The 14,067-nt window shown below is 61.8% G+C and carries 12 protein-coding genes and 1 pseudogene; 10 read left to right on the forward strand and 3 right to left on the reverse strand.

Features of this window, described 5'->3' with window-relative positions; all coding sequences use genetic code 11:
- Nucleotides 1–9 precede the first annotated feature (9 nt).
- The 3 genes from EGJ27_RS03410 to glnT all read right to left on the reverse strand — a co-directional run bounded on the left by EGJ27_RS03410 (nucleotide 10) and on the right by glnT (nucleotide 3,006).
- The gene (locus EGJ27_RS03410; RefSeq protein WP_125829291.1) at nucleotides 10–693 is read right to left on the reverse strand and encodes a protein glxC; all 684 of its coding nucleotides are present in this window, start codon (nucleotides 691–693) and stop codon (nucleotides 10–12) included.
- Between the two features lie 11 nt (nucleotides 694–704).
- Nucleotides 705–1,610 carry a glutamine amidotransferase family protein gene (locus EGJ27_RS03415; protein WP_125829292.1) on the reverse strand — a complete coding sequence of 302 codons (906 nt, stop codon included), beginning with the start codon at nucleotides 1,608–1,610 and terminating at the stop codon, nucleotides 705–707.
- Nucleotides 1,611–1,671: 61 nt separating this feature from the next.
- Nucleotides 1,672–3,006, reverse strand: coding sequence for a type III glutamate--ammonia ligase (gene glnT / locus EGJ27_RS03420; RefSeq protein WP_125829293.1), 1,335 nt, complete (start codon nucleotides 3,004–3,006; stop codon nucleotides 1,672–1,674).
- 289 nt (nucleotides 3,007–3,295) lie between these two features.
- Between glnT and EGJ27_RS03425 the strand changes: the two genes are divergently transcribed.
- From EGJ27_RS03425 to EGJ27_RS25270, 10 genes and pseudogenes are all read left to right on the forward strand, one after another.
- Nucleotides 3,296–3,901 (forward strand): cupin domain-containing protein, encoded by a 606-nt coding sequence (locus EGJ27_RS03425; RefSeq protein ID WP_125829294.1) that lies wholly within the window; start codon nucleotides 3,296–3,298, stop codon nucleotides 3,899–3,901.
- Between the two features lie 316 nt (nucleotides 3,902–4,217).
- A complete protein-coding gene (gene purU / locus EGJ27_RS03430; RefSeq protein ID WP_125829295.1) occupies nucleotides 4,218–5,084 on the forward strand; it encodes a formyltetrahydrofolate deformylase in 867 nt (288 codons plus the stop codon).
- Complete coding sequence (gene folD, locus EGJ27_RS03435; RefSeq protein ID WP_125829296.1) at nucleotides 5,081–5,986, forward strand: bifunctional methylenetetrahydrofolate dehydrogenase/methenyltetrahydrofolate cyclohydrolase FolD; 906 nt, start codon at nucleotides 5,081–5,083, stop codon at nucleotides 5,984–5,986. The genes purU and folD overlap by 4 nt, the downstream gene beginning before the upstream one ends.
- A complete protein-coding gene (locus EGJ27_RS03440; protein ID WP_125829297.1) occupies nucleotides 5,968–7,209 on the forward strand; it encodes an FAD-dependent oxidoreductase in 1,242 nt (413 codons plus the stop codon). Before folD ends, EGJ27_RS03440 begins: the two co-directional genes overlap by 19 nt.
- Nucleotides 7,210–7,222: 13 nt before the next feature.
- On the forward strand, nucleotides 7,223–7,528 hold the full coding sequence (locus EGJ27_RS03445; protein ID WP_125829298.1) for a sarcosine oxidase subunit delta: 306 nt from the start codon (nucleotides 7,223–7,225) through the stop codon (nucleotides 7,526–7,528).
- Nucleotides 7,525–10,431 carry a 2Fe-2S iron-sulfur cluster-binding protein gene (locus EGJ27_RS03450; RefSeq protein ID WP_125829299.1) on the forward strand — a complete coding sequence of 969 codons (2,907 nt, stop codon included), beginning with the start codon at nucleotides 7,525–7,527 and terminating at the stop codon, nucleotides 10,429–10,431. The genes EGJ27_RS03445 and EGJ27_RS03450 overlap by 4 nt, the downstream gene beginning before the upstream one ends.
- Nucleotides 10,432–10,434: 3 nt before the next feature.
- Nucleotides 10,435–11,013, forward strand: coding sequence for a sarcosine oxidase subunit gamma (locus tag EGJ27_RS03455; RefSeq protein WP_125829300.1), 579 nt, complete (start codon nucleotides 10,435–10,437; stop codon nucleotides 11,011–11,013).
- A 156-nt stretch (nucleotides 11,014–11,169) separates the two neighbouring features.
- Nucleotides 11,170–11,949 carry an IclR family transcriptional regulator gene (locus EGJ27_RS03460; protein ID WP_125829301.1) on the forward strand — a complete coding sequence of 260 codons (780 nt, stop codon included), beginning with the start codon at nucleotides 11,170–11,172 and terminating at the stop codon, nucleotides 11,947–11,949.
- Between the two features lie 422 nt (nucleotides 11,950–12,371).
- Nucleotides 12,372–13,205 (forward strand): annotated as a pseudogene (locus EGJ27_RS25265) (cache domain-containing protein); the annotation flags it as partial.
- Between the two features lie 129 nt (nucleotides 13,206–13,334).
- The gene (locus tag EGJ27_RS25270; protein WP_371920834.1) at nucleotides 13,335–14,063 is read left to right on the forward strand and encodes a methyl-accepting chemotaxis protein; all 729 of its coding nucleotides are present in this window, start codon (nucleotides 13,335–13,337) and stop codon (nucleotides 14,061–14,063) included.
- Nucleotides 14,064–14,067 lie beyond the last annotated feature (4 nt).

The following is a 14,067-nucleotide window of genomic DNA, read 5'->3' on the forward strand; positions in this document are numbered from 1 at the left end:
CTCCTGAAATCAGTACGCGGAGGCGTTGTCGACTTTGAAGTTGTACAGCTGACGGGCCGAGCCGTAGCGCTTGAAGTCCGCAGCCTTCTCGTTGAAGCCGGCGCGGTTGAGCAGCTCCTGCAATTCTTCCAGGTGTTCGGCGCGCATCTCTTTCTCGATGCAGTCCGACCCCAGGGACTCGACCTTGCCTTTGACGAAGATTTTCGTTTCGTACAACGAATCGCCCAAGGCATCGCCTGCGTCGCCGCACACCACCAGCCGACCGGCCTGGCCCATGAAGCAGCTCATGTGGCCGATGCTGCCGCCGACCACGATGTCGATGCCTTTCATGGAAATCCCGCAGCGGGCTCCGGCGTCGCCTTCGATGACCAGCAGCCCGCCATGAGCCGTGGCACCGGCGGCCTGGGACGCGCTGCCTTTCACGCGCACCGCGCCGGACATCATGTTCTCGGCGCAGCCGACGCCGACGTTGCCGTGTACGGTGATCGAGGCTTTCTGGTTCATGCCCGCGCAGTAGTAGCCGGCATGGCCCTGAATATCGATGGACACCGCTTCGTTGACGCCGACCGCCAGGTTGTGGGCGCCGTCAGCGTGGGTCACCACCCACTCGCGGTCCTGTACGTTATTGACTTGATCATGGAGCGCCTGATTCAGCTCACGCACGGTGGAAATGGACAGATCGATGGTTTTCATAAGTGCGTTCCTTAAGCCGACTCGCGTTCCCAGATGTACATGGTGGCCGGAACCGGCTCCCAGACCTTGGCGTTCTCGATGCCCGGCAGGCTGGACAACGCCTGATATTCCGAGGCCATGGCGACGTAATCGTCGGTTTCAGCGAGGATGGCCGGCTTGCAGGCAATCGGATCGCGAATCACCGCAAAGCCGTTGCGGGTACCGATGGCGAAGGTGAAAAAGCCGTCCAGGTCTTCCAGGGATTTATCCAGCGCCTGCTTGAGGGTGTCGCCCTGCTGCAGGCGCCAGGCCAGGTAACCGGCGGCCACTTCGGTGTCGTTCTCGGTTTCGAAATGAATGCCTTCGCGGCGCAGGTTCTGGCGCAGCCGGAAGTGGTTGGACAGCGAGCCGTTGTGCACCAGGCACAGATCGGCACCGGTGGAAAACGGGTGGCTGCCTTCCATGGTCACGGCGCTTTCGGTGGCCATGCGGGTGTGGCCGATGATGTGGCTGCCTTTCATGGCGGCCAGCCCGAAACGCTGGGAAATTTCCCGCGGCAAGCCCATGCCTTTGAGGATCTCGATGCTCTGGCCGGCGCTCATGATGCGCACTTCAGGTGCCAGGTCGGCGAGTGCCGCACGCACCGCAGCTTGCTCGGCATTGATCTTCAACACGACGGCGCTGGCGTTCTGAAACCAGTCCAGCGACGCGGCCAGCCGACCTTCCAGCTGCCCGATCAGGCTCTGGAAATCGTAATCGTCAGTGGTTGCCTGCAAGGTCAGCTTGACCCAGCCCTCGGCCACTTCATCGCCATAGATCGCAAACCCGGCGCTGTCCGGGCCACGGTCGGTCATGGCTTCGAGCATCGGTTCGAACAGCTTGCCGAGCTGGGACTCCAGCGCCGGGTTTTTCAGGTAAAGACCCACGATTCCACACATAACTAAAACTCCTGGGCGGAAACGCCCTGCCACGCGCAGGACGTCGAAAAAAGAGCGGCGGTCAGAAAAATTCGGTGTAGCGCTTCACTTCCCAATCACTGACATGGCGGCTGTATTCCACCCACTCCATGCGCTTGAGCTTGATGAACTCGCCGACGATCTCGTTGCCCAGCACTTCGGCGAACAGCGGATCGGCTTCCAGCGCATCGCAGGCCTCCTTGAGCGATTGCGGCAGGGTCTTGATGCCGCGCGCGGCGATCTCTTCCAGGCTCAGCTTGTAAAGGTTCTCGTTGCAGACCTGATCGACTTCCAGCTGGCGGTCGATGCCGTCAAGGCCGGCGGCGATGATCGCGGCGCTGACCAGATACGGGTTGCAACCGGCATCGGGCAGGCGGTATTCCAGGCGCCCGTAAGGCACGCGGATCATCGCCGAGCGGTTGTTGGCACCGAAGGCGATGAACGCCGGCGCCCAGGTCGCGCCGGACAGCGAGTTACCCACCACCAGGCGCTTGTAGGAATTGACGGTGGGCGCGGAGAAGGCGCACAAGGCCGGCCCGTGGGCCAGCAGGCCGGCGGCGAAGTGATAGGCCATTTTCGACAGGCCCATGCCGCTCGGATCGCTGGCGTCGTGAAACAGGTTCTTGTTGCCGGCGCTGCTGATCGACAGGTGAAAGTGCATGCCATTGCCGGCGCGCCTGGGGTCGGGTTTGGGCATGAACGAGCAGATCATGCCCATGTCGTTGGCGATTTCTCCGGCGGCCATGCGGAAGAAGGTGAACCGGTCTGCCGACTCAAGGGCATCGCTGTAGGTGTAATTGATCTCGAACTGGCCGTTGGCGTCTTCGTGGTCGATCTGATAGATGTCGAAACCCACCGGCTGCAGCGCTTCGGTCAGGCGTTCAAGGAAGGCCCGGGAACGGGACAGGCCTTTGTAGTCGTAGCACGGCTTGTCCAGGCCATCGCTGGCGTCGACCAGTTGCAGGCAACCGGCACCGTCGCGCTTGAACAGGCTGAATTCGGGTTCAAGCCCGGTATTTAGCGTCCAGCCACGGTCGCTCAGGCGCTCGACCTGCTTTTGCAGGACATAACGGCTGTCATAAGCCCAAGGCTTGCCTTCGACATGGCCAATGCACACCACCCGCCCGTAACCCGGCTGCCAAGGCACCGGGGTCAGGGAGGACAGATCGCCCTTGGCCATGAAGTCCGGACCGTGGGGCTCCATGCCCATGCCACAGATGGCGAACCCGGCGAACCCGGCACCGTCCTCGATCACCATCTCCAGACCGGAGATCGGCACCGACTTGGTCTTGGCCGAGCCATGAATGTCGACGAACTGGGCGAGCACATACTTGATGCCGTGCTCTTCGATCAGACGCTGTGTTTCTGGTGGCAACATGTGGCTGGTCTCCAGATGAAAGCAGAACGGGAAAGGTAAGAAGTCCGGCTGCGAAGCCTGTCGGACGGTTATTCCGATCAGGAAAGTTACTTTCACTACAGGAATGCAAAGCCCTTGCCACTTTGGTATGCCAAACGTCGAATACGAGAGAGAGGCGAAATTCTGCTGTTTATATGGGAAACTGGATTTCCCCTTGGGAATAAAACCGGCGACCTGCCCTGTTCGGCAGCGCCATTTGCACATTCGTGGTGCGAAATAAAAATTATCGAACGGAAAACGTGCACAGCCGATGACCAACGAAACCGAATCTCCACCGAAGTTGAAGCTCGAGCAGTACCTCGGGATCCAGATCAAGCGGCAGCGTCAGGCGCAGGAACTGAAACTGTCCGACGTGGCGCGCATCGCCGGCATCAGTCAGGGGATGTTGAGCAAGATCGAGAACGCTCAGGTTTCCACCAGCCTGGATAACCTGAGCCGTCTGTGCGACGTGCTGGGCATGCCCATGTCCAAACTGTTCAGCCAGTACGACCAACAAGGCAGCAGCGCGCTGCTGGTCAAGGCCGACGAGGGGCTGGAGGTGGTGCGGCGTGGCACCGAGAAAGGCCACACGTACCATCTGCTCAACCACACTCGCGGCCCAAAGAAGAGTTTCGAGGCGTACATGGTGACCATGGATGACGCCAGCGAGGAGTTTCCAACCTTCTCCCATCCCGGCACTGAGTTCCTGCATTTGCTGGAGGGCGAGCTGATTTATCGCCACGGCAATCAGTTGTATCGGATGGAGGCTGGCGACAGCCTGACTTTCGACGGGGACATTCCGCACGGTCCAGAGCAACTGGTGCAGGTGCCGATTCGGATGCTTTCGATCATGAATTACGGTGCGCAGGGGGAATGATTCTTGTAGCCAGCGGGCGGGGATCCGTCTTGCTGGCGAGGGATTCTATCGGATCACCTCGACATTGAATGCCTCGCCGCCACCGCCAGTAAACGTATCGCCGTTCGCTGCCTGATACAGAACATCCCTCAAAAATATTCCCTTCAATAAAGAAAGTTTCCAGAAATCTCTGGACGCTGGATTTTCTTTCGCCTATAAAACAGCCTTCGTGAATATTTAATTCTCAGCAGGAATTTTAATTTGCCTGCAAAAAGACCATTCACAGATCAAATCTTTCGCCCTGCGCAGCGCTGCCGCCACTTTCCGAGGACAAGCCATGCAACACGAAAAGAACCATTTCATCCTGAAGATCAGCTGCCCGGCGACATCCGGGATCGTTGCCGCCGTCACGTCCTATCTGGCCGGCAACAGCTGTTACATCGGCGAAATGGCCCAGTTCGATGACGAGTTCAGCGGCCGATTCTTCATGCGTGCGGTGTTTCGCTTCAACGACGGCCACGCCGGTGACATTGCACGACTCAAGGCCGGTTTCGACGCGGTGGCCAGTGACTTCGCCATGGAGTGGGAACTGCACGATACGCGCCAGCCGATGCGCGTGCTGCTGATGGTCAGCAAGTTCGACCATTGCCTGACCGACCTGCTCTACCGCTACCACAAGGGCGAGATGGACATGACCATCACCGCCATCGTCTCCAATCACCTCGACCTGCGGCCCATGGCGGAGCGGGAAGGCATTCGCTTCATCTACCTGCCGGTGACCAAGGACACCAAGGCCGAACAGGAAGCCGCGCTGATGAAGGTGGTCGACGAAACCGGCACCGAACTGGTGGTGCTGGCGCGCTACATGCAAATCCTCTCGGACGATCTGTGCCGTCAGCTTTCAGGTCGGGCGATCAATATTCACCACTCGTTCCTGCCCGGCTTCAAGGGCGCCAAGCCTTATCACCAGGCTTACGAGCGCGGGGTGAAGCTGATCGGTGCCACGGCGCATTACGTCACCAGCGACCTGGATGAAGGCCCGATCATCGAGCAGGAAGTGCAGCGGGTCGACCATGTCTACCTGCCGGACGATCTGGTGGCGGCCGGCCGCAACACCGAAACCATCGCGCTGTCCCGGGCGGTGAAGTACCACTTGGAACACCGCGTCTTTCTCAACACGGACAGAACGGTGATTTTCCGGTGAATACGACCCGACTGATCGATGGCAAGGCCGCCGCAGCCCGCGTGTTGCAGCGGCTCAAGGATGAAGTTCAGGCGCTCAAGGCCGACGGCATCGCACCGGCCCTGGCGGTGGTTCTGGTGGGTGAAGACCCGGCCAGCCAGGTTTACGTGCGCAACAAGATCCTGCGTGCCGAAGAAAGCGGTATTGCCTCGCTGGAACATCGGCTCCCGGCAAACAGCTCCGAAGCGCAGGTACTGGCGCTCATTGCCGAACTCAATGCCAACCCCTCGGTAAACGGCATTCTGGTGCAACTGCCGTTGCCGGCTCATATAGCAGAAACCCGCGTGTTGCAGGCCATTGCGCCGGGCAAGGATGTGGACGGGTTTCACAGCGAGAACGTCGGCGGCCTCAGCCAGGGTCGTGAGGTGCTGACGCCCTGCACGCCCGGCGGCTGCATGCAGTTGCTCGAAGACACCTGCGGCGACCTGACCGGCAAACACGCGGTGGTGATCGGCCGTTCCAACATCGTCGGCAAACCCATGGCCGCGCTGCTGCTCAAGGCCCATTGCTCGGTGACCGTGGTTCACTCGCGCAGCGTGGACGCCAAAGCCCTGTGCCGCCTGGGCGACATCGTGATCGCCGCCGTCGGCAAGCCACGCATGATCGGCGCCGACTGGCTGAAACCGGGCGCTGTGGTCATTGACGTCGGCATCAACCGCATCGACGAAAACGGTCGCAGCCGTCTGGTGGGCGACGTCGATTTCGACAGCGTCCTGCCGGTGGTCTCGGCCATCACCCCGGTGCCCGGCGGCGTCGGTCCGATGACCATCGCATTCCTGATGCAAAACACCGTCATTGCTGCCCGACAGCAGGCGCTCGTGCAACGCAGCCAATCGGAGGCCGTATGCCTTTCAACCTATTGAAGTACGGGCTCAGCTCGCAATACCCGGTGGACGTGGACCTGCCTGCGCCCAGGGAACTGAAATCATCCTACGACGTGGTGATCATCGGCGGTGGCGGCCACGGCCTGGCGATCGCGTACTACCTGTCGAAGTACCACGGCATCAGCAATATCGCGGTGCTGGAAAAGGGCTACCTGGGCGGCGGCAACACGGCGCGCAACACGGCGGTGATCCGCTCCAACTACCTGACCAGCGACGGCGTGAAGTTCTACGCCGAATCGGTGCGGATGTTCGAAGGGCTGTCCAACGAGTTCGACTTCAACATCATGTATTCCCATCGCGGCCAACTGACCCTGGCCCACACCGATGCCACGGTACGCTCGTTCCGCCAACGCGCCGAGGTCAACAAGCACTTCGGCGGGCGCACCGAGATGATCGACCGCCAGCAGATCCGCGAGCTGGTGCCGAGCCTCAACCTCGACCCCGGCCACATTCCGGTGATCGCCGGACTCTGGCACATGGACGGCGCCACCGCGAGGCACGACGCAGTGGCCTGGGGTTACGCCAGGCAGGCGGCCAAGCGGGGTGTGGAAATTCATCAGCTGACTGAAGTACAGGAGCTGGTGATCGAAAACGGCACCGTCACAGCGGTCAAGACCAATCGCGGCACGATCCAATGCGGCTGCGCCGTACAGGCCGTGGCCGGAATGAGTTCGCAGATGATGAAGAAGGCCGGAATCCGCTCGCCGATCCAGACCTTCCCGCTGCAAGCCATGGTCACCCAGCCGTTCAAGCCGTTTCTCGACCCGCTGGTGAGTTCGTCCGCCCTGCACTGCTACGTGCAACAGACCAGTCGTGGCGAAGTGGTGTTCGGCGGCGGCTCGGACCCGTACCCGCTGTTCAACACCCGCTCGACCCTTGATCTCAAGGAAAGCCTGCTCGCCCATGCCGTGGAGATGTTCCCGTTCCTGGCCAACGCCAAGCTGATGCGTCAATGGGCCGGGATTACCGACATGACGCCCGACTACAGCCCGATCATGGGCCTGTCGCCGGTGAAGAATTACTACCTGGACGCCGGTTGGGGCACGTGGGGCTTCAAGGCCACGCCGATCTGCGGCAAAACCATGGCTGAGTTGGTGGCCAGCGGCGGCAAGGTGCCGGAGCTGATCAAGCCGTTCGGCCTGGAGCGTTTTTCCACCTTTGAGCAAGTCAACGAAATGGGCGCCACCGCGGCCAGCCACTGAGCAAGGAACATACATGAAAGTCATGACCTGCCCGCTCAACGGGCCCCGCAACATCAGCGAATTCAGCTACGGCGGCGAGTTCAAGCGCATGCCGGACCCACAGACCTGCACCGACGCCGAATGGGCCGACTACGTGTTTAACAGTGAAGACACGCTGGGCGTGGTGCGTGAGTGGTGGATGCACAACCCGTCCAGCTACTGGTTCCTGGCCGAGCGCCACACCGGCAGCGACGAGATCATTCGCACCTTCGACCCACGCGAGCTGTTCACCGCCCGCGTCGACTTTGCCCCAGCCGCTTCCAGGGAGATCGCAGGATGAGCACGCCAACCCGCCTGCCCGCGCCGATGGGCCTGCTGATCGACCGCAACCAGCCGCTGGCGTTCAGCTTCGACGGCCAGCCCTACCAAGGACTGCACGGCGACAGCATCGCCAGTGCGTTGCTGGCCAACGGTCGATTCCTGCTCTCACGCTCATTTAAATACCACCGCCCGCGCGGCCCGCTGACCATGGCCGGCCAGGACGCCAACAGCCTGATCCAGCTGCCCCGCGAGCCCAATGTACTGGCCGACACTTTCGCCCTGACCCAGGGCCTGGAGGCCACGGGCCAGAATTTCAGCGGTTCGCTGGACAACGACAAGGACGCGTGGCTGGGCAAGTTCTCCAAATTCATGCCCGTGGGTTTCTACTACCGTTCGTTCTACAAGCCCAAAGGCATGTGGAAAGTCTGGGAACCGCTGATTCGCAAGAAGGCCGGCCTGGGTGTGCTGGATCTGAAGTTTGTCCCGGAATACTACGACAAGGCCTATCTGTTCACCGATCTGGCGATCATCGGCGCCGGACCCGCAGGGCTGCAAGCCGCACTCAGCGCCGCCAATGCCGGAGCCCAAGTGCTGCTGATCGAACAACAACCGATTCTCGGCGGGTCGCTGACCTACGCGCGCTTCGATATCGAGGGCGTTCGTGCCAATCAATTGCGCGCCGAGCTAGTGGATGCAGTCGAATCCCACGCCAATATCCGCGTGCTCAGACAAGCCACCTGCAACGCCTGGTTCACCGACAACTACCTGCCGGTGATTCAGGGCAAACGCATGTACAAAGTGCGCGCGACCCAATGCCTGGTATGCAGCGGGTCATTCGACCAGCCGGTCGTATTCCGCAACAACGACCTGCCGGGTGTCATGCTGACCAGCGCCGCGCAACGCCTGATGAAGCTGTACGCGGTCAAGCCCGGCAAGCGCGGGGTGGTCCTGACCGGCAACGACGATGGCTATCTGGCGGCGCTGGACCTGCACGAACAAGGCGTCGACGTGGCGGCCGTTGTCGACATGCGTGCCACGCCCGCCGACCGCACCTTGCAGCTGGCGCTGGAAAAGCGCGGGATTGGCCTGCATCTGAACACGACGGTCTACGAAGCGCTGCACGAAAAAGGCATGCGCCATGTGAGTGGCGTCGAGTTGCGGCAGATCACCGGCCAAGGCCAGGTCGCCGGCACCGGCGTGACCCTGGACTGCGACCTGCTGTGCATGTCCGGCGGCTATATGCCGGTCTATCAGTTGCTGTGCCAGGCCGGCGGCAAGCTGAGCTATGACGATCAGAGTTCGGCGTTCACCCTGAGCGGCCTGCCGCAGAACCTGAGCGTCGCCGGTTCCGCCCATGGCTTTCATGCACTGGACAACGTGCTCGGCGATGCCATCAACGCCAGCTCCGCAGCTCTCGCCGCGCTGGGCCTGAAGGCCGACACACAGGCTGCACCGATGCGTGCTGAGGCCCGAGTCAACTTTGCCTGGCCGATCTTCCCACATCCCAAGGGCAAGGATTTCGTCGATTTCGATGAAGACCTGCAGGTCGCCGATATCGTCAACGCCACCCGCATCGGCTACCGCGACATTCAGCTGGTCAAGCGTTACTCCACCGTCGGCATGGGTCCGTCGCAAGGTCGCCATTCGGCATTGCCCACGGCGCGGTTGGTGGCATCGGCGACCCAGCGCAGCGTCAGCGAAACCGGGGTAACCACCGCCCGCCCGCCGTTCGAAGCCGAGAAACTGGCCCATGTGGCCGGACGAGCTTTCGACCCCTACCGGCAAACACCGATGCACGGCCGCCATCTTCAAGCAGGTGCGAAGATGATGCCTGCCGGCATCTGGCAACGGCCGGCGTTCTACGGCAAGCCGTCAGAGCGCGATGCCTGCATGCAGGCCGAAGCCCATCACGTGCGCACCAAGGTCGGCATTATCGACGTGTCAACGTTGGGTGGTTTGGACGTGCGCGGCCCGGATGCCGCCGAGCTGCTCAATCGCATGTACACCTTCGCGTTCCTCGAGCAGCCGGTCGGCCGCTCACGTTATGCGTTGATGACCAACGAACAGGGCGTGGTGATCGACGACGGCGTGTGTGCGCGCTTTGCCGACAACCACTTCTACGTCTCGGCGACCACCAGCGGCGTGGACCGGATTTATCAGCAGATGCTCAAGTGGAATGCGCAATGGCGCCTGGACGTGGACATCGCCAACGTCACGGCTGCCATGTCTGCCGTCAATCTCGCCGGGCCGGATTCACGCAAGGTATTAGAGAAGGTGTGCAGCGATCTTGACCTTTGCGCCGAAGGCTTTCCTTACCTGGCGGTGCGCCAAGGCACCGTGGCCGGGATCAAGGCACGTTTGCTGCGGGTCGGCTTTGTCGGTGAGCTGGGCTACGAGATCCACGTACCGGCGCGGCATGCCCTCAAGCTTTGGGATGCATTGATGGAAGCCGGCAAGGCGTTCGACCTGCGCCCGTTCGGCGTCGAGACCCAGCGTTTGCTGCGCCTGGAAAAAGGCCACATGATCATCAGTCAGGACACCGACGGCATGACCCATCCCGCCGAGATCGACATGGGCTGGGCGGTGAGTCGCAACAAGCCGTTCTTCGTTGGCCGCCGTTCGTTGGACATCCTCGAAGCGCAGCCGCAAACCCGCAAACTGGTGGGCTTCACTCTGCCCAAGGCCGGTCCCCTGCCGCTGGAAGGCCATCTGGTCCTCAAAGGGCCGGACATCAGCGGCAATGTCACGTCCTGCGAATACTCGCAAACCCTGGGCAAGATCATCGGTCTGGCTTACGCCGCGTTCGATCAAAGCGAGCCCGGCCAGCAGATTCCGATCCGTGTCGAGGACGGCGTGGTGGTGCGGGCCACGGTGGTGAAACTGCCTTTCTTCGATCCCCAGAACCAGCGTCAGGAGCTTTGAACCATGTCCAGTCTCACTGCAGAACATCCAGTCGGGCTCAGTGCGTTGCAGCTGTGCGCCCTGGTCGACCTGACTGCCGTGCCCCGGGTCGGTTTTCGCGGCGCGCAGAGTGCCGAGTATCTGTCGGCACGCGGCTTTGAGTTGCCTGACACGCCCAATCGGGCGGTGATACAGGCCGACGGCAGCCAGGTGGCGCGCCTTTCGCAGACCGAGTACCTGATCCTGGGCAGTTTGAGGGACAACGGCCGGCGCATTGCCGATGAAGAAGCGCGCTGGGAGCTGGACCACCAGGCCAACTACCTGCTGCCAAGGGAAGACAGCCACGCCTGGCTGCGTCTGAGTGGCATCTGTGTCGCGCAGGTGATGGCCAAGCTGTGCGGAGTAGACCTGCGCCCCCAGGCATTCGCGCCGGGCGCTGTAGCCCAGACTTCCGCCGCGCGGATCAACGTGATCGTGATCAACACCGGCACTGCGGCCCAACCTGCCTTCCACCTGCTGTTCGACCGCATGTCCCTGGAGTACTTCAAGGCAGCGGTGCTGGACGCCATGGCGGAGTTTGACGGGCAGCTGGTTGAGCTGTGACCGCTTTATATAGGGGCACCGAGGCGGCGTTCCGTCTTGCTGGCGAAGAGGTCGGCGCGAACGCAGTATTCGGGTCGCCTGGAACTACGCCTTCGCCAGCAGGCTGGCTCCCACAGGCACCACCAGGCCGCTGGTGAAGAGAATCAGGAGCCACACATGCCAACCTCCGACATCGCAGAAAAAGAAACCGACTACAGCGTCCCGGCACTCGCCCGTGGGCTGAGCGTACTGGGGATGTTCAATGCGCAGACCCGCTCGCTGAGCATTCACGAGATCGCCGAGCGGCTGGCGGTGAGCACCTCGGCGGTGTACCGAATTCTGTTCACCCTGACCCGGATGGGCTACCTGAACAAGAGCCACAACCAGTACGAGCTGGGCGCGCGGGTCATCAGCGACGGGTTCAGCTACCTGGCCAGTCGCGACATCGTCGAGGTGGCGATGCCGCACCTCAACGGCCTGCGCGACCGCACGTCCCTGTCCTGCCACCTGAGCATTCGCGAGCAGACCGACAGCCTCTACCTGTATCGCGCCTTCGCCGCGCAGCGGTTGTCAGTCAATATCCCGGTGGGCACTCGCATCGCCTGTCACTGCACGGCCATGGGCCGAATGTTACTCACGGCCCTGGACGATGAAGCGCTCAACAGCCTCTATCAGCATATTCGCCTGGACGATTATCCGGCGCCGGCACCGCGTACATTGCCGGATCTGCAAGCCATGGTGCACCAGGACCGTGCGCGGGGCTGGGTGCTGCATCGTTCCGACTACTCGACGGCGATTGCCACCGCAATCAAGGACCACGGCGGGCACGTCGTCGCCGCCATCAACCTGTCCGGACCCGATGCCGTCATGGACCCTGAAGGTGCCACTCACCGATTCCAGAGCCTTCTGCTCGAATACAGTGCAAAAATCAGTGCAGAACTCGGTTATCGACCCTGAGCAAACCCCCGAAAACAAACGACGAAACGCCGGTCGGGCGCTTAAAGATAACCCGTTCGGGGCCGAAGGCTTAGGTACACCATCAGACATCTCGCAGGCGAGCGTTTGGGTGAACAGACTGCGTCCACGCAGCGATCGATACGTTTGGCAGTAGCCACAATTGCGGAGCTCAAATGAATATCAAACAGAAATTGACCTGGGCGTTCGCAGTGATTGCGTGCCTGCCCATTCTGGTGGTGGCAGCGATTGTCATCGTCAACCTGCGCCAGGATGCCACCGATGGATTCGTCGACAGCAGCGGACGTGAAATTCGCCAGGTCGACAACGCCATGCAGCTGTTCTTCGACGGTATCAGCCAGAACGTCAACTTCATCGCCTCGCATCCGCTGATCTCCGGTGCCGGCGGCGATTTCCGCAGTTACATGGGCGCCACGCCGACGGCCCAGTCGGAAAACGACAAGCTGGCCACCGAGTTCTTCGCCAGCATTGCCAAGGCCCACCCGGCCTATTCTTTCGTGTCCTACGGCCTGGTCAACGGCACCTACGTCATGACCCCGGAAGACCCGAAAATGGCCAACTACGACCCGCGCGTTCGGCCGTGGTACAAGACCGCCATGGCCAACGTCGGCAAGACCGTGCGCAGCGACGCCTACTATTGGGCCGGCGATGATTCGGTACTGGTCAGCACCATTCGCGCGATCCCCAACACCCTGGGCAGCCCCGGCGGCGTGGTGAACATCGACGTTTCCCTCGGCAAGCTGACCGCCATTGTCAAGCAGATCAAACTCGGCGAAAGCGGTTACCTGCTGTTGATGGAAAAGAACGGCACGGTGCTGGTCGATCCGCAACAACCGGAACACAACTTCAAGAAACTGGGCGAACTGGGCGACGGTTTCGCCGAGCTGGCCAAGACCACCAGCGGCCTGGTGGAAGTGACGCTCAACGGTGAGCGCTACATGGCCAACGTCTACCCTTCAGATGAACTGGGCTGGAACTTCATCGGCCTGATCAAGCAGCAGGAAGTGATGGCCGACGCCACCCGCCTGACCTGGCTGATCGGCGCGATTGCCGCGATTCTGGCGCTGGTGTTCGCCATCGTCGGTGCCAGCTTCGCACGCGTCATCGTGCGGCCGATCCACAGTGTGTCCACCGGCCTGGAAGGCATTGCCCAGGGCGAAGGCGACCTGACCCAGAACCTGGCCGTGCGCGGCAAGGACGAAACCGCTCAACTGGCCGGCTGGTTCAACAAGTTTCTGTCGGCCATTCGCAGCCTGATCCAGCACATCGGCCAGGCCGCCGCCAAGATTCTCGACGCCTCTCACAGTTCGATCCGCGTCTCCAACGACATGGCCGAAGCTGCGGGCAGGCAGCGCGAAGCCGTGGACATGGTGTCGACCGCGTTTCACGAGATGGTCGCCACCTCCAACGAAGTCGCCCGCTCCTGCAGCCAGGCCGCCGACAGTGCCGACAGCGGTCAGCAGCAGGCCCGAGAAGGCCAGCGCCAGATCGACGACGCGGTGCGCAGTGTCGACCAGCTCAGCGAGGAAATCGCCCGCTCGGCCAAGGACATGAGCCAGCTGGAGAAAGACAGCAACGATATCCAGTCGATCCTCGACACCATCCGGTCCATCGCCGAGCAGACCAACCTGCTGGCGCTCAACGCCGCCATCGAAGCGGCACGTGCCGGTGAGCAGGGCCGCGGGTTTGCGGTAGTGGCCGATGAGGTGCGGGCGCTGGCCAAGCGGACGGCCGACTCCACCGCCGAAATCGACGGCCTGTTGGGCAACCTGGCCAAGCGCACCGCTTCGGTGGCGCAGCAGATGCACGCCAGCCTGGATGTTTCCCAGCAGTCGGTGACCAAGATCGGCCAGGCGCGCAACAGCTTCGGGCAGATCCGCGAGTCGGTGGACGTGATCCGCGACATGAATACCCAGATCGCCACCGCCGCCGAAGAACAGCATCAAGTGGCCGAGGACATCAACCGCCACATCAGCCAGATCCATGGCGACGCGCAGTTGATCGCGCAACTGTCCGACTCGGCCCGCGCCGACTCCAGCAGCCTGGCCGCGTTGTCCAACGAACTGGACGGCCTGGTACGCAAGTTCAAGACCTGACAGC

Origin of the sequence: Pseudomonas sp. v388 (genome assembly GCF_003935425.1) — a bacterium.
Lineage (GTDB): Bacteria > Pseudomonadota > Gammaproteobacteria > Pseudomonadales > Pseudomonadaceae > Aquipseudomonas.